At 67.7% G+C, this 21,729-nt stretch carries 16 protein-coding genes; 11 read left to right on the top strand and 5 right to left on the bottom strand.

What is annotated here, in order from left to right; genetic code table 11:
* Window positions 1-14: 14 nt before the first annotated feature.
* Window positions 15-1,436 (top strand): phosphomannomutase, encoded by a 1,422-nt coding sequence (locus AC2FAN_RS22095; RefSeq protein WP_485176344.1) that lies wholly within the window; start codon window positions 15-17, stop codon window positions 1,434-1,436.
* A gap of 143 nt (window positions 1,437-1,579) precedes the next feature.
* On the opposite strand, the gene AC2FAN_RS22090 is transcribed toward AC2FAN_RS22095, so the two are convergent.
* Window positions 1,580-2,776, bottom strand: a complete 1,197-nt coding sequence (locus tag AC2FAN_RS22090) for a porin (RefSeq protein WP_485176343.1) — start codon at window positions 2,774-2,776, stop codon at window positions 1,580-1,582.
* Here AC2FAN_RS22090 and AC2FAN_RS22085 point away from each other — a divergent pair.
* The 8 genes from AC2FAN_RS22085 to AC2FAN_RS22050 all read left to right on the top strand — a co-directional run bounded on the left by AC2FAN_RS22085 (window position 2,757) and on the right by AC2FAN_RS22050 (window position 12,878).
* The gene (locus tag AC2FAN_RS22085) at window positions 2,757-2,954 is read left to right on the top strand and encodes a hypothetical protein (RefSeq protein ID WP_485176342.1); all 198 of its coding nucleotides are present in this window, start codon (window positions 2,757-2,759) and stop codon (window positions 2,952-2,954) included. The two genes, AC2FAN_RS22090 and AC2FAN_RS22085, sit on opposite strands and share 20 nt — an antisense overlap.
* 412 nt (window positions 2,955-3,366) lie before the next feature.
* Window positions 3,367-3,735 (top strand): hypothetical protein, encoded by a 369-nt coding sequence (locus tag AC2FAN_RS22080; RefSeq protein ID WP_265054499.1) that lies wholly within the window; start codon window positions 3,367-3,369, stop codon window positions 3,733-3,735.
* A 105-nt stretch (window positions 3,736-3,840) separates the two neighbouring features.
* Window positions 3,841-6,075: a hypothetical protein gene (locus AC2FAN_RS22075; protein WP_485176341.1), complete on the top strand. Its 2,235-nt coding sequence runs from the start codon at window positions 3,841-3,843 to the stop codon at window positions 6,073-6,075.
* A 454-nt stretch (window positions 6,076-6,529) separates the two neighbouring features.
* A complete protein-coding gene (locus AC2FAN_RS22070; protein WP_485176340.1) occupies window positions 6,530-7,090 on the top strand; it encodes an RNA polymerase sigma factor in 561 nt (186 codons plus the stop codon).
* A 137-nt stretch (window positions 7,091-7,227) separates the two neighbouring features.
* On the top strand, window positions 7,228-8,232 hold the full coding sequence (locus AC2FAN_RS22065; protein ID WP_485176339.1) for a FecR family protein: 1,005 nt from the start codon (window positions 7,228-7,230) through the stop codon (window positions 8,230-8,232).
* Window positions 8,233-8,351: 119 nt separating this feature from the next.
* Window positions 8,352-10,820, top strand: coding sequence for a TonB-dependent siderophore receptor (locus tag AC2FAN_RS22060; RefSeq protein ID WP_485176338.1), 2,469 nt, complete (start codon window positions 8,352-8,354; stop codon window positions 10,818-10,820).
* Window positions 10,821-10,885: 65 nt separating this feature from the next.
* Complete coding sequence (locus AC2FAN_RS22055; RefSeq protein WP_485176337.1) at window positions 10,886-12,124, top strand: DUF418 domain-containing protein; 1,239 nt, start codon at window positions 10,886-10,888, stop codon at window positions 12,122-12,124.
* Window positions 12,125-12,182: 58 nt separating this feature from the next.
* Window positions 12,183-12,878, top strand: a complete 696-nt coding sequence (locus AC2FAN_RS22050) for a sigma-70 family RNA polymerase sigma factor (protein ID WP_485176336.1) — start codon at window positions 12,183-12,185, stop codon at window positions 12,876-12,878.
* On the opposite strand, the gene AC2FAN_RS22045 is transcribed toward AC2FAN_RS22050, so the two are convergent.
* The 4 genes from AC2FAN_RS22045 to AC2FAN_RS22030 are packed head-to-tail and all read right to left on the bottom strand — an operon-like array spanning window position 12,773 to window position 17,313.
* The gene (locus AC2FAN_RS22045) at window positions 12,773-13,507 is read right to left on the bottom strand and encodes a 4'-phosphopantetheinyl transferase family protein (protein WP_485176335.1); all 735 of its coding nucleotides are present in this window, start codon (window positions 13,505-13,507) and stop codon (window positions 12,773-12,775) included. The genes AC2FAN_RS22050 and AC2FAN_RS22045 overlap by 106 nt on opposite strands.
* 52 nt (window positions 13,508-13,559) lie before the next feature.
* A complete protein-coding gene (locus AC2FAN_RS22040; protein WP_485176334.1) occupies window positions 13,560-14,741 on the bottom strand; it encodes a PLP-dependent transferase in 1,182 nt (393 codons plus the stop codon).
* A complete protein-coding gene (locus AC2FAN_RS22035) occupies window positions 14,738-16,189 on the bottom strand; it encodes an MATE family efflux transporter (protein WP_485176333.1) in 1,452 nt (483 codons plus the stop codon). The genes AC2FAN_RS22040 and AC2FAN_RS22035 overlap by 4 nt, the downstream gene beginning before the upstream one ends.
* The gene (locus AC2FAN_RS22030; RefSeq protein ID WP_485176332.1) at window positions 16,186-17,313 is read right to left on the bottom strand and encodes a GNAT family N-acetyltransferase; all 1,128 of its coding nucleotides are present in this window, start codon (window positions 17,311-17,313) and stop codon (window positions 16,186-16,188) included. The genes AC2FAN_RS22035 and AC2FAN_RS22030 overlap by 4 nt, the downstream gene beginning before the upstream one ends.
* Before the next feature lie 182 nt (window positions 17,314-17,495).
* On the opposite strand from AC2FAN_RS22030, the gene AC2FAN_RS22025 reads away from it, so the two are divergent.
* Both AC2FAN_RS22025 and AC2FAN_RS22020 read left to right on the top strand, forming a co-directional pair.
* A complete protein-coding gene (locus tag AC2FAN_RS22025) occupies window positions 17,496-17,699 on the top strand; it encodes an MbtH family protein (protein ID WP_485176331.1) in 204 nt (67 codons plus the stop codon).
* Window positions 17,686-21,675 (top strand): non-ribosomal peptide synthetase, encoded by a 3,990-nt coding sequence (locus tag AC2FAN_RS22020; protein WP_485176330.1) that lies wholly within the window; start codon window positions 17,686-17,688, stop codon window positions 21,673-21,675. Before AC2FAN_RS22025 ends, AC2FAN_RS22020 begins: the two co-directional genes overlap by 14 nt.
* Window positions 21,676-21,729 lie beyond the last annotated feature (54 nt).

Genomic DNA, 21,729 nt, shown 5'->3' with positions numbered 1-21,729 from the left:
GGGACGAGGTACGCATGTCTTCCCTGAAATTCGGCACTTCCGGCCTGCGCGGCCTCGTCAGCGAACTGGTCGGACTGCCGGCTTACAGCCATGTCCGCGCCTTCTGCGCCATGCTGCGCGACGATGATGCGGCAGGTCCCGCCGGCGAGGTGCTGATCGGGCAGGATCTGCGCTCGTCGAGCCCTCTCATCGCCGCCCAATGCGCGCAGGCGGTTGCCGATGGCGGCCTCGTTCCAGTCGATTGCGGCGCCTTGCCGACGCCGGCTCTGGCTCTGGCCGCGATGAAGCGCGGCGCGCCCGCCATCATGGTGACTGGCAGCCACATTCCCGACGACCGCAACGGGCTGAAATTCTATCGGGCACAAGGCGAGATCGACAAGACCGACGAGGCGCGCATCCTGGCCTGGCATGCCAAGCTTGCTCTGACAGCCGCTCCCGATGTCTCGATCGAGCCCGCGCGGAGCGAGGCCATCGCCGACTACCGCGCGCGCTATGTCAGCTTCTTCGGCAGCGATGCCCTCGCCGGCCTGAGTGTCGGCGTCTATCAGCATTCCTCGGTCGGGCGCGACGTGATCTGCGATGTGCTCACCGCGCTCGGCGCGGCACCCGTCGCGCTCGGCCGCAGCGATCGCTTCATTCCCGTCGACACCGAGGCGCTGCGGCCGGAGGATGAGGAGCTGGCGCGGCAATGGGCCCTGCAAAACCGGCTCGACGCGATCGTCTCGACCGACGGAGACGCCGACCGGCCGCTCGTCGCCGATGAGGCCGGCCGCTTTCTGCGTGGCGATCTCGTCGGGGCGCTCACTGCGAAATTCCTGGACGCAGACGCAATCGTGACTCCGGTCACCTCGAATTCCGCCCTCGACCGGCCCGGCCTGTTCGAAAAGGTGCTGCGGACCCGCGTGGGTTCCCCCTATGTCATCGCCGGCATGGAAGAGGCGAAGGTTGACGGCGCACGGGCCGTGGTCGGTTTCGAGGCCAATGGTGGCGTGCTGCTCGGCTCCGACATCAGACGCAACGGCCGGTTGCTGGCCGCCCTGCCGACGCGCGACGCGATGCTGCCCATCCTCGCGACGCTCGCCACGGTCAGGTCATCAGGCAAGAAACTGAGCGCTATCGCCGCCGAAGCGAATTTCGCGGTGGCCCTGTCGAACAGGCTTCAGGAGGTTCCGCAGGACAAGACTGCGGCCCTGATCGCCAGGCTGGATGCGGAGGATTCCGGCTTCCGTGATGCCGCCTTCGGGATGCGCGGCGGCGTCGCCGCGCGCGATCGGCGCGACGGCTTGCGCCTGACGCTCGCGGACGGCTCGACAGTGCACTTCCGCGCCTCGGGCAACGCGCCCGAACTGCGCGTCTATGTCGAGGCGGCCGCGCAGGCGAGTGCCGAAGAACTGCTGGCCGAAAGCCTGGCCTTCGCCGCGCAGCAGACGCGCTGAACGGGATTCCCGGGACGAGAGCAGCGCAAATCCCGCTGCGTGGCCAGGTCGCGCCTCGATCGACGGCCGGGACCGCAGAAGTGCTTGCCCGCAGCCCGGGCTTGGCTTGCCCGGACTGATTCCAGCGGATTGCAGCCAGCGGATCAGAAAACCCGTTCGATGAAGAGCTGCGCCGAGCTTTGCCTGCCGGAAAGCCCTGCGGCGAGCGCCAGCCCTGTGATGTCTATCCGTTGCCAGGCAACCGACCCCTCGAGGCCGAGGCGCAGGCCTTTCACCGGTTTCCAGATGACGTTGGCCGCCAGCCGGTCGATCCGCACCTGGCCGGTTGCATCGCCGACACGCGGCAATGTCAGCATGTACCGGCTGATATAGGCATTGCTCGACCATTCATCGGTCCACTCCCAGCCGAGCGAGACGACGCCGGACCAGCCGCGCGAGGTCTGATCCCCCGACAGGAATGGAAGGGCCGTGCGCCGGTCGAGCTGAGAGCCGATATAGGGCGCCGCGTTGACCGCTCCGGCGATCTGGCCGGAGAGCGTGAATGACTTGTCCAGCAAATCGCCTTCCCAGGTCGCGCCGATGATCGCAGCGCGGCCGGAGAGGCTCGCAGCACCAATGCGCGGAACCTCGCGCAAGGCCACGGCACCGTGCACTGTCAGCTCATCGCCCTCATAGACGAGACGAGCCACGCCATCGGGCACACGGCGCCCCGCGCTCGCCTGCGGAATGCGCTGGTCGGCGGCGACATCCTCGGCGGACAAGGAGAGACTGATCGTGTCCGTGAGCGGCCGCTCGTAACCGATGAGCGCGACGGTGCGGCTGGGAATTCGCGCGATGAAGGCGAATTCGTCGCCGGCCCAGAAATCGAAGCGCGAGCTTGCCAGCCCGGCGCTGAACGCTCCCAGCGTGACGCTCGCCTCACCGATGGTGATGTCGTTGCCACCTTCGCTGTTCGTGTCGAACGAGAATTCGAAAGCGGCCGCCAGATACTGGCCGTTCGCGAGCGACTGGCCGCTCTCGATCCGGAACGTCGTGCTCAATGGAAAGCTCGTCGCGTTCTGCGGCACCAGCCCTGTCGCGCGCGCCGAGGCATTCGCCCGATAGTCATCGCGTTGCAGCCCCGCATTCACCGTGCCGGAGATGGCGATGCAACTGCCCAGGCCGGGCGAGACGAAGCCGGAGGGCGGGCGATCCTCCTCGTCCTCCTCCTCCGCGTCGTCTTCCTCGTCGTCGTCATCATCCGCAGCCTGCGCATCCGCGGCTTTGAGAGAGACGGCCGGAGGCTTCGGAAAGACCGGGGCGAGGTCGGGAGCTTCGATCTTGCAGCTTCGCAGCAGCATCGGAGGTCTGCTGGCGGCCCGTGCCTCTCCGGCAAACGTTCCAAAGCAGATCAAGATGCACAATCCCGCCGAACACGAGGCCGGGGCCCATAGGTCCCTGGTGCCCGGCTTGGCAATCATGCGCATCTGGCTCGAGCACCGGACCCGCTTGCTGGCGGCACTTGGTTTCAATCTCTGATCGCTTCCAGGGCTCGGGCTGTTTTGGATCTTCCGCCAAAGGATGGAATGGCGCGACAGGCCTTTCTCAACGACAGGGCAACCATGCTCTGCTCCCCGCGATTGACACCAATGTTGCTGTACACCTTGATCTCAAAACACGCCGAAGGCGACAATAGACTTGCCCGCATCCTCCATAGGGCATCGATCAGAACGAACAGTATTTTTCGATTTGGACGTAGTGCCCCGCGTCGGAGCGCATCCGTGACCGGCGACTTCGGCAAGGATGATGATGGCTGCGACGCGGCAGTGTTTCCAACGGCGTGGTGCCGACTTGCCCCTCCGCCCGGCCCGCCGCTGTTTTCCGTTTTTGGACACGTGGGAGATGACAGATGCAGAGAGGCAAAAGACTGGCCGGCCTGGGAGCTCTCCTTATGGCCCTGCCGTTGCTGAGCAGTGCGGCGCAAGCAATCGATCGGCTGGAGGGAGCCTGGGCGACGAGCGCAGCGAGCTGCGACGAGGCCTTCGTCAAGCGCAAGGGCAAGCTCGCGCTCAAGCGTTCGGCTGAAGGCTGGAGTGCCTTTATCGTGCGCGGGAACCGCATTGATGGCGCGAATGCCACCTGCCGGGTGGTGTCCGCCAAGCAGAATGGCGACGTGACGACCGCACTCCTCAGCTGCGCGGACAAGATCATCTTCGACACCATGAAGGTCTCGCTCCGCTTCAAGGACGACGGCACCTTTGTGCGCTTCGATCCCGAGTTCCCGGAGGTGGAAACCAGCTATCACCGCTGCGACCGCTGACAGCGTTCGCTCGACCCAAGGACTAATGGCTAAAGGAGAACGCGGATGCGGAACGCTTTCAGGTTGCATCTCCGGAACACGGTCGCTCTTCTGTCGATCACGTGCATGCTCGTGCCGCCGGCAACGCCGGTTCTGGCCCAGGCCGGGCAGCCCGCGGCCTCACAGACTGCCGGCGCGGCACAGGCCGGGATCGCCTGGCCCCGCGTCATCGACGATGCAACGCGCAGCATCACCGTCTATCAGCCGCAGATCGAGCGCTGGCAGGACGATATGCTGGAGGCCCGTGCCGCCGTCGCGGTCGACAAGCCCGGCACCGACGCGCAGACGCTCGGCGTCGTCTGGCTCAAGGCACATACGGCGATCGATCGTGAGAACGACCTCGTGACGCTCGACAATATCGAGGTCGTGAAGGCGAGTTTTCCTTCCGATCCGGCCAATGCCGATGCCTATGCCGCCGCGCTGCGGCAGCATGCGGGCGGCGGATTGCGCACAATTTCGTTGTCGCGGCTGCAGGCGAGCCTGCAGGTCGCCGAGGCCGAGACGGCGACCAAGGCCCTGCCCGTCAGGAACGACCCGCCGAAGATCATCTTCAGCGAAACGCCCGCAATGCTCGTCCTGGTCGACGGCAAGCCGCAACTGCGCCAGGTCACAGGCAGCAAGCTGCTGCGCATCATCAATACCCCGGCCTTGATGCTCTTCGATGAGGGCAGCGCCACTTACTACCTGCGTGCGCTCAGGAAGTGGTGGTCGGCCAAGGCGCCCGATGGAAGCTGGGCCGTTGCGGCAAGCCCGCCGGCAACCCTGGCCGCCGCTCTGAAGGCTGCCGGCCCTCGCGCCAACCTGATGGACGAGGCCCCGCCCGAGATCGCGGATGCCATTGCGAGCGGCAGCTTGCCAAAGCTGGACGTCAGCCTCGAGCCCGCCGAACTGATTCAGGCGACCGGCCAGCCCGAATATGCGCCGATCCCCGATACGCAGCTGCTCTACGTCAAGAACACGGCTAGCCAGATCATCGTCGATGTCGGCAACCAGGATCATTACGTCCTGATTTCAGGTCGCTGGTTCCGCTCTCCGTCGCTGGAGAAGGGCCCCTGGAATTTCGTGGCGAGCGACAAGCTGCCGGCCGATTTCGCCAAGATCCCGGAGAGCCACCCCAAGGGTGACGTGCTCGCCTCGGTCAGCGGGACGGCGCAGGCGCAGGAATCGCTGATCGACAACCAGATTCCGCAGACGGCCACCGTCGACCGCCGCAAGGCCAAGCCGACGGTGCAATATGACGGCAAGCCGCAGCTGAAGCCGATCCCCGGCACGAGCCTCGAATATGTCGTCAATGCCTCGGTTCCGGTTATCAAGGTCGCCAGCGCCTATTACGCGATCGAGAACGGCGTCTGGTTTTCCGCCGCGAGCTTGACCGGCCCGTGGCGGCCCGCCGCCGAGGTGCCGCCGGCGATCTACACCATCCCGCCGGAATCCCCCTTGCACTACGTCACCTACGCCAAGGTCTATCGCGCCACCGCGGATACGATCTATGTCGGCTACACGCCGGGCTATTACGGCACGGTCGCCGCCCCGGGCGGCGTCGTGGTCTACGGCACCGGGTATTATTATCCCGCCTGGGTGGGGGATTACTGGTACCCGGCGCCTCTGACCTATGGTTACGGCGCAGCTTTCGCCTGGGGAGCCGCCACCGGCTTCGCGATCGGCGCCATCACAGGCGCGGCCTGGAGCGGCGGCGCCTGGGGCTGGGGCGGATGGGACTGGCACGGCGGCGGCAACGTCGTGATCAACAACTTCAACAATGCGAACATCTACAACCGCTGGGGCAACAACACGGTTCGCACGCACATCGACAACCGCATCGGCAACCGCGTCGATGCCGGGATCGGAAACCGGATCGACAACAGGGTTGGCGATCGCCTCGAGAATCGCGCGGGCGACAGGCTGGAGAACCGGACCGGCAACCGGTTGGAGAACCGCGCGGGCGATGACCGCGCCCGCAACGCCGCCAACAACATCCGCCAGAACCACCCGCGCGCGAACGACCTCTATGCCGGGCGCAACGGGGAGGTCATGCGGCGCGGCCCGCAGAGCTGGCAGCAGCATGAGAACGGACGCTGGGCCAATGCGGGCGGGGGGGATTTCCGCAACTTCGACCGCGAACAGGCCGCACGCTTCAGCGGAGAGCGGATGGAAGGCTTCCGCGGAGGAGGTGGCTTCGGCGGTGGCGGTTTCCATGGCGGCGGCGGTTTCGGCGGTGGTGGTTTCCATGGGGGCGGAGGTTTCGGCGGCGGGGGAGGCTTCCGCGGCGGTGGCTTCCATGGCGGGGGTTTTCGCCGTTAGCCGGGCTGCCCAGGAACCCGGCAGGACAGGCGCGATCTTCACAGCCGACGGAACGCAAGCTCGAATGATGGCGCGTTCCGTATTCGCGCTCCTGCCTCGCTGGTCGGCACTCCGATCGAGCGGCGGCAGGATCCGAAGCAATCCCTCCTGCCGGTCCTGAACGGCCGGCGGGAGGATCAGCCGCGTCCCGAGGTTCTCGCTTGTCTCGAATTCTTCCGGCATACGCCGGCGGAGATGGAAGATGCGGGCAGGATCTACGACGCTCGGGCCATCTCAATAGCTCACAAGCCTGAGGCCACTCTCACTTTTGAATATCTATAAATCATTGTGTTTGCACAGGAATTTTCCGCGTGCTACGAGCTTTGGCATTCTGGCTCCCAAGCGTTGATGGCTGCTTGCCGAGCTCCCGATATCCGGCGGACCGGCGTCCGTCTTGAGACGTATGCGGGCCGCTATGACATTCGTCGCAACGCCAAGTCTCGGACCAGCCGACAGCACTGCTGCGACCGATCTCGATGCCGTCTTCCGGCTCTATCATCGCGAGCTCAACCGTTTCGCCTATCGCAAGCTGGGTGATCGCGAAGCTGCGGCCGACATCGTGCAGGAGGCGTTCCTGCGCTATCTCGCGGCCGATTTCGAGGGCAAGGACAGGCAGGCTCCGACCAGCCCCCGCTTCTTCCTCTGGCGCATCGTCGGCAACCTGGCGATCGACCTGGCGCGGCGGAACCGCCGGCGCGGCGCCCATGCCTCGCTCGACGACGTGGCGGCACATCTGGTCGACCCGTACCCGACGCCCGAGCGCCGCCTGGAGTCCCGGCAGGATTTCCTGATCGTCAAGCGCGCGCTCGACGCCTTGCCCGGCAATTGCCGGGCGGCGCTGCTGCTCAACCGGGTCGAAGGCCTGAGCCATGCCGAGATCGCGGCCCGATTGGGCGTCTCGGCCAGCATGGTCTCGAAATACATCATGTCGGGCCTGCGCCATTGCCTGGTGCAGTTGGCGCAGGCACGCGCCTGACGCGCGGACGATAGCGGTTTCGCCTCCACCGATCCGTCGCACAGGAAAAATTTTCGATCGCCGGCTTCGATTCCGGTATCGTTGCGAGCGACATCGTCGTCTTCATATGCGAGAGCATGGCTCCACGCGACGACGCAATGACATCGAAATCCGAAACCAGCCCACCGATCGAAGCCGAGGAGACCGCGCTCGACCCGTTGACGGAGCGGGCGCTGGAATGGCTGGTGCATCTGCATTCCGGCACCGAAACCGAGCAGGATTGGGCCGACTACCAGAGCTGGAAAGCCGCCAATATCGGGCAGAGGCAGGCGACAGAACGAGCGGAGCAGCTCTGGGAGGGGCTCGGCCGCGCCTTGGCACGGCGCCCTGCCTCCAAACTGAGGCGAGCAGCATGGCTGTCGATCATGCTGCTGACGATCGGCATCGCGGGTTTCGCCACCGGCCTGTTCGGTACACCCGATAACTATTTCCCCGATGAGCGCACCGCGGTCGGCGAGCGCCGCAGCCTTTCCTTGCCGGACGGATCGCGGCTCGAACTCGATTCAGCCACCAGCCTCGACATTGACTTCACCGACAGGCGACGGCGCATCCTGCTGCACACCGGGCGGATCTTCGTCGCCGTCTCGCCGGATCGTAACCGTCCCTTCGAGGTCGCGTCCGGCGGCGGCACGATCCGAGCGCTCGGCACGGCGTTCTCCGTGGACAAGGAAAGCGACACGGTCGACGTCGTGGTCACCGAGCATGCGGTGCGCGTCGCCTTTCCGAATGAAGCCACCGGGCCGAGCGTCGAGGTCCAGGCCGGCAACCAGGTCAGCTATGCGCAGGGAACCGGGCTCGGGCAACCGCAGCCGGCCGAACTCCGCAGCCGGACCGCCTGGCGGCGCGGCCTGTTCCTGTTCGAGAGCCGGCCGCTCGGGTCGGTCGTCGCCGAGCTGGAGCGCTATCGCCGCGGCCGGATAATCGTCGCGGACGATGCCCTGAAAAACCTGCCCGTTACCGGCATCTTCGAGACCGGAGACACCGACGCCTTGCTTGACGCGGTGGCGGCGGCTCTGCCGGTCCAGGTTCACAAGCTACCGTGGCTGACCGTGATCAGGCGTGATTCCGGCCGTTCCCTGGAGCCGTTCCAACCTCGCCGCTAAAAATTTGCCGCATCGCAACATAGGCGCTGTCGAATCCCCGACCTGCATCGTCTTGCTGAAAGAGGCCGCGCTTTGCGCGCCTTCGGCAATGACGTTTCGGGCAGGGGACAACGACGGCGATGAGGTTCAGGACGGACAAGACCGGGAGCACCGGCGGGGCGAGAAAAGATGGGCGCAATCACCGCGGCAATCGGCTGTTGGGGACGACGGCGCTGCTGTTGCTGTCGCTCGCCGGCCCTGCCCTCGGGCAAAGCGATCCGGCCGCCGCGACCAGCCGCGGCGCGGTCCTGGCCTTCGCGATACCGCCTGGCCCGCTCGGCACGGCCCTGACCGACTGGGCGGAAACGTCGCGGCTGCGCCTGCTGGTCTCCAGCGAGGCCGTCCGCAATATCACGACCAACGGGGTCAGCGGCAATATGGCGCCGGAACAGGCCCTTGCCCGCCTGCTGTCGGGAACCCGGCTGAGCTACCGCTTCACCAACGCTTCGACCGTCGCCATCCTGCGCCCGGGCGATGAGGCCTACACGGCCGCACCGGACGGCGCCATCTCGCTCGATGCGATCGTGGTCGAGGGCAACGGCGACGGCACGGTCGGCTATGTCGCGACGCGCAGCAGCACCGGCACCAAGACCAACACGCCGCTGATCGAAACGCCGCGGTCGATCTCGGTGGTGACGCGCAAGGAGCTCGACGACCGCGGCGTGCAGAGCGTGCCGGAAGCGGTGCGCTACACCGCGGGCGTGACCACCGGCGCCTTCGGCTACGATCCACGCTTCGACCAGATCTATATCCGCGGCTTCGCGACCACGACGCTCGGCGACTACCGCGACGGGCTGCGCCAGATTGCCGGCAGCTACGCCACCTTCCAGAGCGAGCCCTACACCCTCGACCGCATCGACATCATCAAGGGGCCGGCCTCCGTGCTCTACGGACAGGGCACGGCCGGCGGCCTGATCGACCGCCAGTCGAAGCTGCCGACCGCGCAGGCGCATCGCGAGGTCACGGCCCAGATCGGCACCTATGGGCGCCTGCAGGGAGCTTTCGACATCGGCGGCCCCGTCGATCCTGAAAAGACCTTCCTCTACCGCATCGTCGGGTTGGGTCGGACCGGCCAGACCAATTACGACATCGACGACAAGCGCGCCCTGATCGCGCCCTCCTTCACCTGGCAGCCGACGGACCGCACCTCGCTGACCGTCTACGGCCTCGCCCAGAAAGACGAGACCGACGCCAATGTCGCGATGATCAACCGCAACGGCCACACCACCAAGCTGCGCGCCAGCGATCCGAACTACGACTACCAGAAACAGAAGCAATTCCAGGTCGGCTACAAGTTCGCGCATCGCTTCAACGACATCCTGACCTTCCGCCAGAACCTGCGCTTCGGCGTCGCCGATCTCGAGGGTCGTTATCTCACCGGCGGCGTCACCGGCGGCGGCTTCGCCAACGCGACCTCGAACATCTACCGGCGCGGCGCGGCCTCGGTCAGCGAGCGTCTCAACACCTTCCAGGTCGACAACCAGGCCCAGGCCGATTTCGACACCGGCCCGCTGAAGCACACGCTGCTGCTCGGGCTCGACTACGCCACCATGAACTCGCGCTTCGGCACGAGCGTGGCGAACCCGGCCTTCGCACTGGACGTGCTCAACCCCAATTACGGGCTGCGCGGCGCGACGCCGCCGATCAGCACGCGGACCGGCACCAATCTCGACCAGCTCGGCCTCTATGCGCAGGACCAGATCAAGTTCGGCAACTGGCGCCTGTCGCTGAGCGGCAGGCAGGACTGGACCGAGCGGACCCAGACCAATCTCATGAACGACCGCGTCACCGGCAAGCGCAAGGACGACGCCTTCACCTACAGTGCCGGCCTGCTCTATCTCTTCGACAACGGGCTTGCGCCCTATGTCAGCTACGCGACCTCCTTCCAGCCGACCAGCAATCTCGACCGCAACGGCGTGGTGCTCGAGCCGGCGGAGGGCGAGCAGATCGAGGCCGGCATCAAGTACCAGCCGGCGGATGGGCGCCTGTCACTGACGCTTTCGGCCTATCAGCTCGTCGAGAAGAACGCCGCGAAATACGCCGGCTACAACGCCGCGACCGGGCTGTTCTACTACGAGGCGATCGGCCGGATCCGCACCCGCGGCATCGAGGTCGAGGGCCGGGCACGGCTGACCGATGAACTCGAGGCCATCGCCTCCTACACCTTCTCCGACGCCGAGATTACCCGCTCCAACACCTTGGCCGAAATCGGCAAGGATCCAGCGGTGACGCCACGCCATGCCGCCTCGCTTTGGCTGAACTATACCGTGCAGTCCGGCGCGCTGGCCGGCTTCGGGGGCGGCGTCGGCGTACGCTATGTCGGGGAGACCTGGGGCAACAACACCAACACCGTCCGCAACGACGCCTATACGCTGCTCGACGCGGCCCTGCGCTACGACCTCGGCAAGCTCAGCCCGCGGCTTGCCGGCGTCAGTGTCGCCGTCAACGCCACCAACCTGACCAACAAGCAGGCCGAGATCTGCAATGCCGGCACCTGCTATCTCGGCCAGGGCCGAACAGTGCTCGGAACGCTCAAATACCAGTGGTGACGCTTCGCGCCCGGCCGCACGCGACGCGGCCGGGCGCTCTTCTTCACATGTCCGGAGGCAAGAGCATGACGGCGGAGACGACAGGACACCCGATACGGCAAACCGGCACGGAGAGCCGGCGCGACCCCGCGATCGACGCGCTCCGGGGCCTCGCCCTGATGGGCATCCTGATCGTCAACCTGCCCTTCTTCGCCATGCCCTACGGCTTCGCCGGAAGCTGGTGGAAACAGGCCGACGCCTTCCATCTGGGCACCGCGACCGCCTTCCTGATCCAGGCGTTGTTCGAGAACAAGTTCATCCTGATCTTCGCCTTCCTGTTCGGGATGGGCGCGGCCGGCCAGATCACCGGCTCGGGCCGGCGCAGATTCATGCTGCGCATGCTCGTCCTGGCGTTGCTCGGCCTGATCGACGCCGTCCTGGTCTTCGAGGCCGACATCCTGCTTCCCTATGCGCTGATCGGGCTCCTGCTGATGCCCGTGCAGAATTGGTCGACGCGCGCGATCCTCGGCCTCGCCGCCCTGCTCTGGGCCATCTCCGTTATCAACCATGGCCTCTACGGGATTTATCTGGCGAGCGTGCCGCCGAACCCGGGCCTTTCGCAGGAGGCACGGATCGCGCTGTTCCGCGACGGCGACCTGATGAGTATCGCCGGCCAGCGCCTGCGCGACTGGCTGAGTTTCTCGCGCATGAGCTTGATCCTGCTGATGCCTTTGACGGCGAGCGCCTTCTGCCTCGGCATCGCCGCCTTCAGGAGCCGGATGCTGTCCGCCGCCGCGCATCGCGCCGTGCTCCGCGACGCGGCGCGCCTGCTGCTCTGGCCGGCGCTGATCGGCAATGCCGTCTACGGCGCACTGTGCCTGGCGCCGGCGGACTGGGCCAGCGGCTACACCTTCCTCGTCGCCCTCGTGCTGCGGCCGGTCTTCGCGCCGCTGCTCAGCCTGGTGATCCTTGCCAATCTGCTGGCGCTGTTCGGGAAGGCACGTGCGGGTGGCTGGCGCGACCTCTTCGCCGCAGGCGGGCGGATGTCGCTCTCGCTCTACCTGCTGCAGGGCGTCGTCAGCAGCCTGCTGTTCTTCGGCTACGGTTTCGGGCTGTTCGCGACGCTAGGCTTGCCGGCCGTCTTCCTGCTCTCGCTCGTGCTTTTTGGCATCCTCGCCTTGCTCGCCGTCGCCTGGAGCAACCGCTTCGGCAGCGGGCCCCTCGAAATCCTGCTCGCCCGGTTCCTTACCGCAACGGCACGGCCGCGGCGCGACGAATCCGCCGCCAGCAGCACCGGCCAGGAGGCAGGGCCGATGCCCGGCTAGCGGTCGCGACGGGCCTGCCGGTGCCCGTGACCTGTCCGGCCAGATGCGGAGAAGGACGATGTCGACGGAGCAAACAGGCGCGGCCGCGAATGAGCTGCTGCGCACGATGATCTGCCACCGGACCACGCTGGTCTCGGTCGCCAGGCGGATCCTGCAAAGCCGGGAGCTGGCTGAAGACGTGGTGCAGGATGCGGCGTTGAAGGCCTGCCAGATGGACGGCGAACTGCGGCTCGACTGTCCCTTGCGCTTTTCCTGCAGCGTGGTGCGCAATCTCGCCATCGACCGCGCACGCCGCTGCGCCCTCGAACAGCGCCATGCCGCACCGCTGCCTCAGGCCGAGGAGGCGGCAGCGGCATTCGACGATCCGCTGCGCACGCTGGAGGGTCGGGAACTGCTGGCCAAGGTGATGCTGGCTCTGCAGGAGCTGCCGGAGCGCACGCGCCTGGCCTTCGCGCTGCACCGCTTCCACGATGTTCCGCAGAAGACGATCGCGGCATCGCTCGGCGTCTCGACCACGCTTGTGAATTTCATGGTCAGGCGGGCGCAAGAGCATTGCCGGATGCGCCTCGATGACGCGACGCCACCCCGCGCCGTCACACCGGCGCCGCATCCGGCCGCCGGCATGTACCCACTACGGCTGAAGCGGGCTCAGCCGGGCGAGGGCCAGCCCTCATCGAAACGCTCCGGCACCACACCGGCGGCGCTGCACGCCGCCAGCCGATTTCCCTCCGGCAATGCCCACAGCCTGATCTGAAGGCCGGCCGGAACGGAAGGAGCGGACGGCGCGACCCTCGAGACCCGCGCCGTCCGCTCATCGGGCGCGATCGCGATCTCGAAGTCGCGCGGCGGCAGTGGGAAGCCGGCGCCCAGCATCTTCAGCACCGCCTCTTTGGCGGTCCAATAGATTTGGAGGCGCTGTTCCGGCCGCGCATTGGTGCGGACGTCCAGTTCTTCCCGCGGCGTCAGGATTTCGGCGAGGGCAGTCAGCTCCTGCGGCAGCGGCTCGACATCGATGCCGCAATCGCTGGACGCCACCATCATCGCGGCGTAGGCGCCGCCATGGCTGAGATTGTGCGACAGGCCGAGCCCGGCGAAGGGTGCGGCAAGCGCGGGCTTGCCGGCCGCACCCGCCACGAAGCGCCAGGCCGCAGGAGCGATCCCGGGGCAGATCGCGGACAGGGCCCGGCGGCGCAGCGCCCAGGCGACGAGGCGGCGGCGACGCTCGACCGGGCAGGCGAAGCGCGCGAGCCGCTCGCGCTCGCTGCGATCCAGCAAGGCCTCGCATTCGGCCGTTGCGACCTGGTCGACCCGGACGAGCCAGATCCGCCCCTCGCAAAGCTGCGGCCGCTCATCCATCTCGGTGAGGCTGGAGGGCGCCGCCAAGAAATTGCTCGGATTTTTCGCATAGAGCATGCTCTGGATCACGAGAACCGATCTAGCGCCGCGCTTGCAGGAGCGCCTGCTCCAGATCGGCCCAGAGCGCCTCGACATCCTCGATCCCGACATTGAGCCGGACCAGGCGCGGGCTGATGCCGAACCGGACGAAGCAATTGGCCTTCTGCAATTGCAAGGGCGCGAGTGCCGGCACAACCAGGCTCTCCGGTCCGCCCCAGCTCACGCCGAGGCGGATGAGCCGCAGCGCGTCGACGAAGGCGGGAACGTCGATCGCCTCGGAGACCTCGAAGGAGAACAGCCCGCCATAGCCCGACAGCGTCGCCTTGCCGGGATGCTCCGAAAAGGCCGGATGGCGGACCCGCTCGACATCGGCATGGGCCGCGAGCCGCTCGGCAATGGCGAGCCCGCCCGCCATGTGCCGGGGCATGCGCAGCGGCAGGCTGCGCAGCCCGCGCAGCAGCAGCCAGGCCTCGAAGGGCGAGAGCTTGGCGCCGAGATAGGCATAGGTCTGCGCATTGATCCGCGCGATGTGCTCGGCGGAACCGACGACGACGCCGGCCACGGTGTCGCTGTGGCCGCCGAGATATTTCGAGGCCGCATGGATTACCAGATCGATGCCGTGGGCGATCGGCTTCTGAAACAACGGCGTCGCCCAGGAATTGTCGATTGCCGTGACGACGCCATGGGCGCGCGCCAAAGCGGCGAGCGCGGCGATGTCCTGCAGTTCGAAGGTCAGGGACGCCGGGCTCTCGAGATAGAGCAGCTTGGCACCCGGCAGGGCCGCCTCGACCGCCGCAGGATCGCCGCCGTCGACATAGTCGACGGTGACGCCGAAGCGCGAGAGCAGGAGCTCGAACAGGCGATAGGCGTCGCTGTAGACGTTGCGGATGGTGACGATGCGGTCTCCGGCCGAGACGAAGGCGAGCACGGTCGCGCTGATCGCGCCCATGCCGCTGGAGAAGGCCCGGCCGGCCTCGGCCCCCTCCAGCGCCGCGACCAGGCGCTCGAACTCCATCACCGTCGGATTGTCGCCCCGGGAATAGATCAGCTGGCGCGAGCGGCCGGCATAGACCTCGGCCATCTCGGCATAGCTGGCGAAGGTGAAGAGCGAGGTCTGGACGATCGGCGGCACCGCCGAGGCGAAGGGGTAGTCTTCGCCGCCACCGAGCAGGGAGGCGGCCTCGATGAGGTGGCTCTGGGCGGGATCGACGGGCTTGTTCATGCGGCACCTCGCGCGGCTTCGCCGGCAGCCAGAGCGGCCGGAAGCGTTGGGACGGATCGGGACAGGTCGGCTTGCCGCCGCAGGGCGGCGAACTGCCACGCCAGCAGCAGCGCCGCGAGCAGCGCGGCGAGGCCGCTGGCGATGGCGGGGCTCGCCATCACGCCCGCGAGCCCCCAGCGCGGCGGCAGCAGGGCGAGCAGCGGCAGCAGCAGATAGCCCTGCGGCGCCAGGCCGACACAGGCCGCGAGCCGCGCCTTGCCCTGTGACTGCAGCAGCACCAGCAGCACATAGGTCAGGCCGGCAAAGGCGAAGCCGAGATGGAACAGGACCAGTGCCTGTATCCCGATCCGGCGCGCTGGCCCTGCCTCTGTGAACAGGCCGGCGACCGGCGCCGCGGCCAGAAGCATGACCACGGCGTAGGCCAGGCTGAAACCGAGCGCGATACGCAGCATGAAGGCCGCCGCATCGAGCATGCGTTGCGGCTTGCCGGCGCCCCAGGCATGGCTCAGCACCGCCTGCGCGCCGAGGCAGAAGCCGATGACCGGCAGGCTGCCGAGGGTGACGATGCGAAACGCGATGCCGATGCCGGCCACGGCCTCGTCTCCGCCATGCAGGCTCGCCGCGCGATAGATCAGGGCGACGGCAACCGCCGAGAACGCGCTGCTCAAGGTCGCGGGAACGCCGACGGCGAGCACCGGCCGCAAGATTTCCAGCCTCGGCCGGAGAGACGGTGCGCGTACCGGCACCACGCCCCAGCCGCGGCTGAAATAGATGGCATAGGCGGCGAGCGCCGCGAGCTGCGACAGGATGGTGGCCAAGGCCGCTCCGGCGATCCCGAGCTCCAGCCAGAAGATCAGCAGTGGATCGAGCAGGATGTTGAGCGTGAAGCCGCCAAGCAGCGTCCACATGCTGAAACGGCTGTTGCCCTCGGCGATGGCGATGAAATCACAGCCGATCTGCAACAACAGCAGCACGCAGCCGAAACCGAGCAGGCCGAGATAGGCCTCCGCCAGCGGCATCATCGCCGGGCCGGCGCCGAAGAAAGCAAGGATAGGCACCCTGCCGAGGAGAAGGACGAGGCTGCAGCCGAGGCCTAGCAGGACGGCGCAGCCGAGCACCGCGCTCGCGACGCGCCCGGCGCCGGCTTCGTCTCCGGCCCCGAGCAAGCGGCCGATCGTGGCGGCGGCACCGACGCCGAGCCCGTGTCCGAGCGCGGCGACCAGCGCGAAGATCGGGATCGCCACGCTGATCGCGGCCAAAGCTTCCGCACCGAGCAGGCCGACGAAGCCGGCATTGACGACGTGGTGCAGCGCATTGATCGACAGCCCCACGACCGAGGGCAGCGCCACCCGGAGGATCAGCCGCTTCAGATCGGGGTCGGCGAGGTCGAGCGGGCGGGCGAAGCGCCGCAGCGCCCGCGGCTCCGCCTCGGCGCATCCGCCGCTCACGCGGAGACGGCCTTGAGCGCCGGCGCGGTCGTCGCCTGCGACTGGGGTATCTCGGCTTCGGCAGCCGGTTGCCAGAGCCGGTCGCCGAAGAAGCGCTCGCGCAGCAGCATCACCAGCAGGGCGCGCTTATGCGCGAAATCGACATGCTTGACCTTGGCGAAGCCGGAGCGATCGAGATTGCGGATTTGCTGGGCATGGCTCGCCTTGGGCTCGCCGACGATGCGCTGCGTGCGCGGATCGTCGAGAAACATGAAATGCATCAGCGAAGGCAGCCAGGCGGTCAGCCAGGCCTTGCCGCGGAAGGCGTCCTCGCCGACGAGGACATGCCACCCGCGATCATAGTCCTGCGCCTCGTAATGCGGCCCGAGCCGGTTCTCCTTGGCCCAATACAGCTCGAAATAGCCGAAGGGGCTCTCGTCGAAGCAGCCGATCAGCGGCAGCGCATGCGGATCGGCCAGGCGCTCGTCGAGATAGGCGCAGTGACTGGCGAGATCGCCTGTCTCCTCCCAGATCTCCGCGACGCGCGGATCGTTCATCCAGCGGTTGAACACCTCCAAATGCCGGTCCGGCGCGGCGACGTGGAAGGAGACGGTGCGGCCGAGCCAGGGGATGAAGCGGGCATAGACGAGCCCCTCGGGCTTCGGGGCGCGCAGCGGATGCCTGATGCCGCCCTCCAGAACGAGGCGCTGCGGATAGGCGCCCTTGTCCGGCTGCGCCAGCCAGAGCCGCGGCTGCTGCCAGAGCAGATCCGGCGAGACCACAAGGCCCTGCGCCTCCCTGACCGCAAGACCGGAGGCGACGAGTCTGCGACCGAGAGACGAAGCCGGTTCCGGCTCCAGAACGATGCGCGAGACCTGCGGATCCCAGCCCAACAGGGCCTCGCAGGCCGCTGCAACGATATCGGCGGGGTCGACGCCCTCGCCGAATTGCCGAGTGTCCAGCAGCAGCGTGGCCTGATCGCGCCGGCTGTGCGGCAGATCGGCGATCACGGTCTCGCCCCGTCTGACGCTCAGCCCCTTCTCGTCCGACTGGATCAGCAGGGGTTCTGCGCCGGCACAGAGGGACCGGAATACGGGTTGCTCGGATGCGCCCTGCCCTGTCGGGACGCCGTGCGGCCGGATCATGCCTTGCTCCTGTTCCTGGCGGGCCGGCCGGTCGTTACCGGCGGGCCCTCACTCGACAGACGGGCGGGAGCGGCCGGGATTTAGTCCCCTCCGGCGGAGGCGCCGAAAGAATCATCTCGCGGTCGCACTAAATTTGCTGCGCCGCCGTCCGTCTCAAAGCTGGAACCGGATCGGAGGCGGCGATGACTCAGGACGACGACAGCCACGAGGTCGTGATCGACCGGCAGGGGCGTCATTCGCTCTGGCCATCGGGTCGCGCCATTCCGGCCGGCTGGACGGCCACGGGCTTTTGCGGCGCGCGCCAGGCCTGCCTGGACCGTGTCGGCGCGATCTGGCTGGACCAGCGGCCGCTTTCGCTGCGGGAGGCCGGTCATGAGCGTCGCTGAGTCCCATGGCGGCCCGCAGCCGCTCGGGCACCCGCTGACCCCGGCGCAGCGCCGCATCTGGTCGATGGCGCAGATCGGCAACGACCGTATGGCCGGGCGACCGGTGCTCGACCTTGCGCTCACCGGCCCGCTCGATGCGGGCGCGCTGCGCGAGGCGCTCGCCCGCCTGGTGCGACGCCACCCCGCCTTGCGCATGCGCTTTCGGCAGTTCGCCGGTGGGCGCATCGAGCAGAGCCCGGACGAAACGGCGAACATCCCCTTCTCCCTGTCCGATCTCAGCAAGCTGGCGCCCGACGCCCGCGACGCCAAACTGGAGCGGCTGCTCGCCGAGGACACGCCCTTCAATCTCGATATCGACCTGCCGTCGCGAGCCCGGCTGGTGAGCCTCTCCGCTACGGCGCATCGGCTCATCTTGCGCCTGCATCCGATCATCTGCGATGCGGCATCGCTATCGGTGCTGGCGCGCGATCTCGGGAACGCCTATCGCGCCGTCGTCGCCGGCGAGGCGGACCGGCCGGTCGACGCCTCCGGCCTTTTGCTGCCCTGGCTCCAGCCGCAGACCGATCAGACCGAAGCCTTCGCCTTCTGGCACGGCCTGCTCGCCGAAGAGCACGGCAATGCCGGCCTGCCGACCGTCTTTCGCCAGGACCCGGTGCCGAGCGGCGAACGCGGCGAAATCACGCTCGCCTTCGACGCGGCTGAGAGCCGCAGGGCCACCGAGGCGGCGGAAGCGCTCGGGCAGCCGCTATCCATCGTGCTGCTTGCGGCCTTCAACGTCCTGCTCGGCCGCTATGGCGGGCAGTATCATGTGAAATTCGGCAGCGTGCTCGACCGGCGCGGCGACGGGCGGGAGGGCCTCGTCGGGCGGATCGAGGATGTGCTGCCGGTGAGGACGCTGCTCTCGACCGGGCTTTCGTTCCGGGCGGCGGTGGCGCGGGTCGCTGCCGCGCGGGACGCGGCACAGGCGCACCACCTGCCCTTCGAGCAGCTCGCCCAGGAATTCTGGCAGAACAACGAGGAGAACGGCAGCGGCTTCCTCCAGGCCATCCACGCCCATCGCCTCGCGCCTCCCGGCACGGCGACGCTCCCCGGCGGGTTGAGCATCGCCTGCGTCGATCGGCCTGATTCGCGCATGGACGCCAATCTGGTGCTGACCACGACGCAAACCGCCGATGGCGGCCTCGCGGCGACCCTCAACTTCGCCGGGGATCTCTATGACAAACGCCTCATCGCCCGTGCGCTCGGCCATTACAGGCGCATCGTGCAGGCGATCGGCTCCGATCCGGACGTGCTGCTGCGGGACATCGCGCTGGTCGGCCCCGAAGAGCTGACCAGGCTGTCGACGCCCTATGACGACGAGGAGGCGGACGACCCGCGCCCGGTCCACGCCCTGATCGCCGATCATGGCCGCGACCGGCCGCAGGCACCGGCGATCTTCTTCGGCGAGCAGCTCTGGAGCCATGGCGAGCTCGATCGCTTCGTCAATCGCCTCGCCCACCGCCTCATCGCGGCCGGCGCCGGCCGCGAGACCTGCATCGCTGTCGCGGTGCGGCGCTCTCCGGAAGCGATCGGCGCCATCCTGGCCGTGCTCAAGGCCGGAGCGGCGTTCATCCCGATCGAGCCCGACCATCCGGCCAGCCGCAACGACCACATCTTCCGCGATGCCGGCGTCTCGATCGTCGTCACCACGAGCGCCCTGCGCGGGAAGATCCCCGCCGGCCTCGACGCCAGCGTGATCGAGCTAGACCGGATCGACCTCGCCGACGGCCCCGACCACGATCCGGGCGTCGAGATCGCCGACGGCCAGCTCGCCTATGTGATCTACACCTCCGGTTCGACCGGCCTGCCAAAGGGCGTCGCCGTCGAGCACGGGCCGCTGACCCGGCACTGCCAGACCACCGCGCGCGTCTACGAGATGAGCGCGGACTCGCGCGAGCTGCCGTTCCTGCCCTTTTCCTCGGATGGCGGGCACGAGCGCTGGATCGTGCCGCTGATGGTCGGCGGCAGCATCGTCTTGCCGGACAAGCCGCTCTGGACCCCGGAGGAGACCTTCGCGGCGATGCGGCGCCATGGCGTCAACAATGCCAGCTTCCCGACGACCTATGTCCAGCAGCTCGCCGAATGGGCCGACATGACCGGCGATCCGCCGCCGATGCGGCTCTACTCCTTCGGCGGCGAGGGCATGGCGCAGGCGACCTTCGAGCTGTTCTCGCGCTCGCTGAAGTCGGAATGGCTGATCAACGGTTACGGGCCGACCGAGACGATCATGACCCCGATGGTGTGGAAGGTGCGCTCCGGCACCGGCTTCGAGGGCATGTACGCCCCGATCGGCCGGGCCGTGGGCCGGCGGCGGATCTATGTGCTCGATCCCGACCTCAACCCGGTGCCGATCGGCGTCACCGGCGAGCTCTTTCTCGGCGGCGACGGCGTGGCGCGCGGCTATGTCGGGCGCAGCGCCGCCACGGCCGAACGCTTCGTGCCCGATCCGTTCGATCCGGCGGGCGGGCGGCTCTATCGATCCGGCGACCTGGCGCGCTGGCGCGAGGACGGAACCGTCGAGTTCGTCGGCCGCGTCGACCATCAGATCAAGCTGCGCGGCTTCCGGATCGAGCCCGGCGAGATCGAGGCGACGCTGCGCACCTTGCCGGGCGTCAGCGAATGCGCGGTGCTGCTACGCCATGACAACGGCCAGGCCGCGCTCGTCGGCTACGCCGTCCCGGCGCCAGGAACCCGGCTCGACGGCGCGGAACTGCGCCGGGCGATCGGCCGGCAATTGCCGGACTCAATGGTGCCGGCGGCGATCGTCGTGCTCGACAGGATGCCGCTCAACGCCAACAGCAAGCTCGACCGCGCAGCCCTGCCGGCTCCGGCGCTGGCGCCCGTCGAGATCGTGCCGCCCGAAAGCGAGCTGGAGGCGGGGCTCTGCGCGATCTGGCAGGAGGTGCTCGGCCTGCCGGCCATCGGCGTCACCCAGAACTTCTTCGAGATCGGCGGCAACTCGATGGCGGCGCTGCGCATCCTCGGGCGCATCAAGCAGCTGAAGCCCGATGCGAGCGTGGTTATCGCCGATCTCTTCAACAACCAGACCGTCCGCAGCCTGGCGGCGGCGCTGGCAGCCGGCCGGCACGCGGGCGGCGGCCAAGTTATCCATCTGCGCGGCGGCGGCACGCGGCCGATGCTCTACTGCTTCCCCGGCCTGCTGGTCAGCACGCGCGAATACATCAAGCTGATCGACCATCTCGGCCCGGACCAACCGGCGACCGGCTTCATCTGCTACTCGCTTGCCGAAGACAAGAAGCGGGAGCCGTCCGTCACCGAGATCACGGCGCGCTATGCCGAGCTCATCCGCAGCCGCAGCAAGGGCGAGCCCTGCTTCTTCCTGGGCTGGTCCTGGGGCGGGCTCCTCGCCTACGAGGCCGCGCGCATGCTCAAGGACGAGATCGACCTGCGCCTGATCGGCATGATCGACGTCTGCGACATGGACACCGACTTCGCCATCGGCGCCGTGCCGCGCTTCACCCCCGGCGAGCGCGATGCGCTGGACCAGCGCGTCCAGGCGTGGCTGGAGCGCACGCCGATGCGGGCGTTATGGCACGACCTGCTGGGGTCCATGGATGCGCAAGCCTATGACCAGTTCCTGCGCTTCGTCGGCAACAGCGAGGATGGATTGCCCAGCGACGGGCCGGATATCGGCAGCCGTGAGCACACCTTCTGGGTGCTGATCGACAATGCGCTGATCTTCCGCCAGCACCGGATGCTGCCGCATGACTGCCCGATCCAGCCCTGGGCCGCGGCGGATTCGCTCAATCGCGGCCTCAACCTGATCGATTGGCGCCACCTGTCGCGCCAGGCGGCGCCGGCCGAGATCATCGAGGGCACGACCCATCTCCACATCATCGGCGCGCCGGCTTTCCACAACCGCTTCGCCCGCAAGCTGGACGAGGCCTATGGCCGCCTGCGCCAGGCGGCCGAGTAGCCGGCCGCCGACACGCATTTTCTGAACCCAATCGGATGGAGCCAGGAATCACAT

Source organism: Allobosea sp. RIT-PG3_2, from assembly GCF_057321085.1.
The sequence above is the reverse complement of the archived record's forward strand: the minus strand, read 5'-3'. Positions and strand labels throughout refer to the sequence as shown.

Bases quoted from the DNA above. Each gene is read 5' to 3' on its own strand.
- AC2FAN_RS22095 (WP_485176344.1), top strand. From the start codon at position 15: ATGTCTTCCCTGAAATTCGGCACTTCCGGCCTGCGCGGCCTCGTCAGC.
- AC2FAN_RS22090 (WP_485176343.1), bottom strand. From the start codon at position 2,776: ATGCTGCTGCGAAGCTGCAAGATCGAAGCTCCCGACCTCGCCCCGGTC.
- AC2FAN_RS22080 (WP_265054499.1), top strand. From the start codon at position 3,367: ATGGCCCTGCCGTTGCTGAGCAGTGCGGCGCAAGCAATCGATCGGCTG.
- AC2FAN_RS22075 (WP_485176341.1), top strand. From the start codon at position 3,841: ATGCTCGTGCCGCCGGCAACGCCGGTTCTGGCCCAGGCCGGGCAGCCC.
- AC2FAN_RS22070 (WP_485176340.1), top strand. From the start codon at position 6,530: ATGACATTCGTCGCAACGCCAAGTCTCGGACCAGCCGACAGCACTGCT.
- AC2FAN_RS22065 (WP_485176339.1), top strand. From the start codon at position 7,228: ATGACATCGAAATCCGAAACCAGCCCACCGATCGAAGCCGAGGAGACC.
- AC2FAN_RS22060 (WP_485176338.1), top strand. From the start codon at position 8,352: ATGAGGTTCAGGACGGACAAGACCGGGAGCACCGGCGGGGCGAGAAAA.
- AC2FAN_RS22055 (WP_485176337.1), top strand. From the start codon at position 10,886: ATGACGGCGGAGACGACAGGACACCCGATACGGCAAACCGGCACGGAG.
- AC2FAN_RS22050 (WP_485176336.1), top strand. From the start codon at position 12,183: ATGTCGACGGAGCAAACAGGCGCGGCCGCGAATGAGCTGCTGCGCACG.
- AC2FAN_RS22040 (WP_485176334.1), bottom strand. From the start codon at position 14,741: ATGAACAAGCCCGTCGATCCCGCCCAGAGCCACCTCATCGAGGCCGCC.
- AC2FAN_RS22030 (WP_485176332.1), bottom strand. From the start codon at position 17,313: ATGATCCGGCCGCACGGCGTCCCGACAGGGCAGGGCGCATCCGAGCAA.
- AC2FAN_RS22025 (WP_485176331.1), top strand. From the start codon at position 17,496: ATGACTCAGGACGACGACAGCCACGAGGTCGTGATCGACCGGCAGGGG.
- AC2FAN_RS22020 (WP_485176330.1), top strand. From the start codon at position 17,686: ATGAGCGTCGCTGAGTCCCATGGCGGCCCGCAGCCGCTCGGGCACCCG.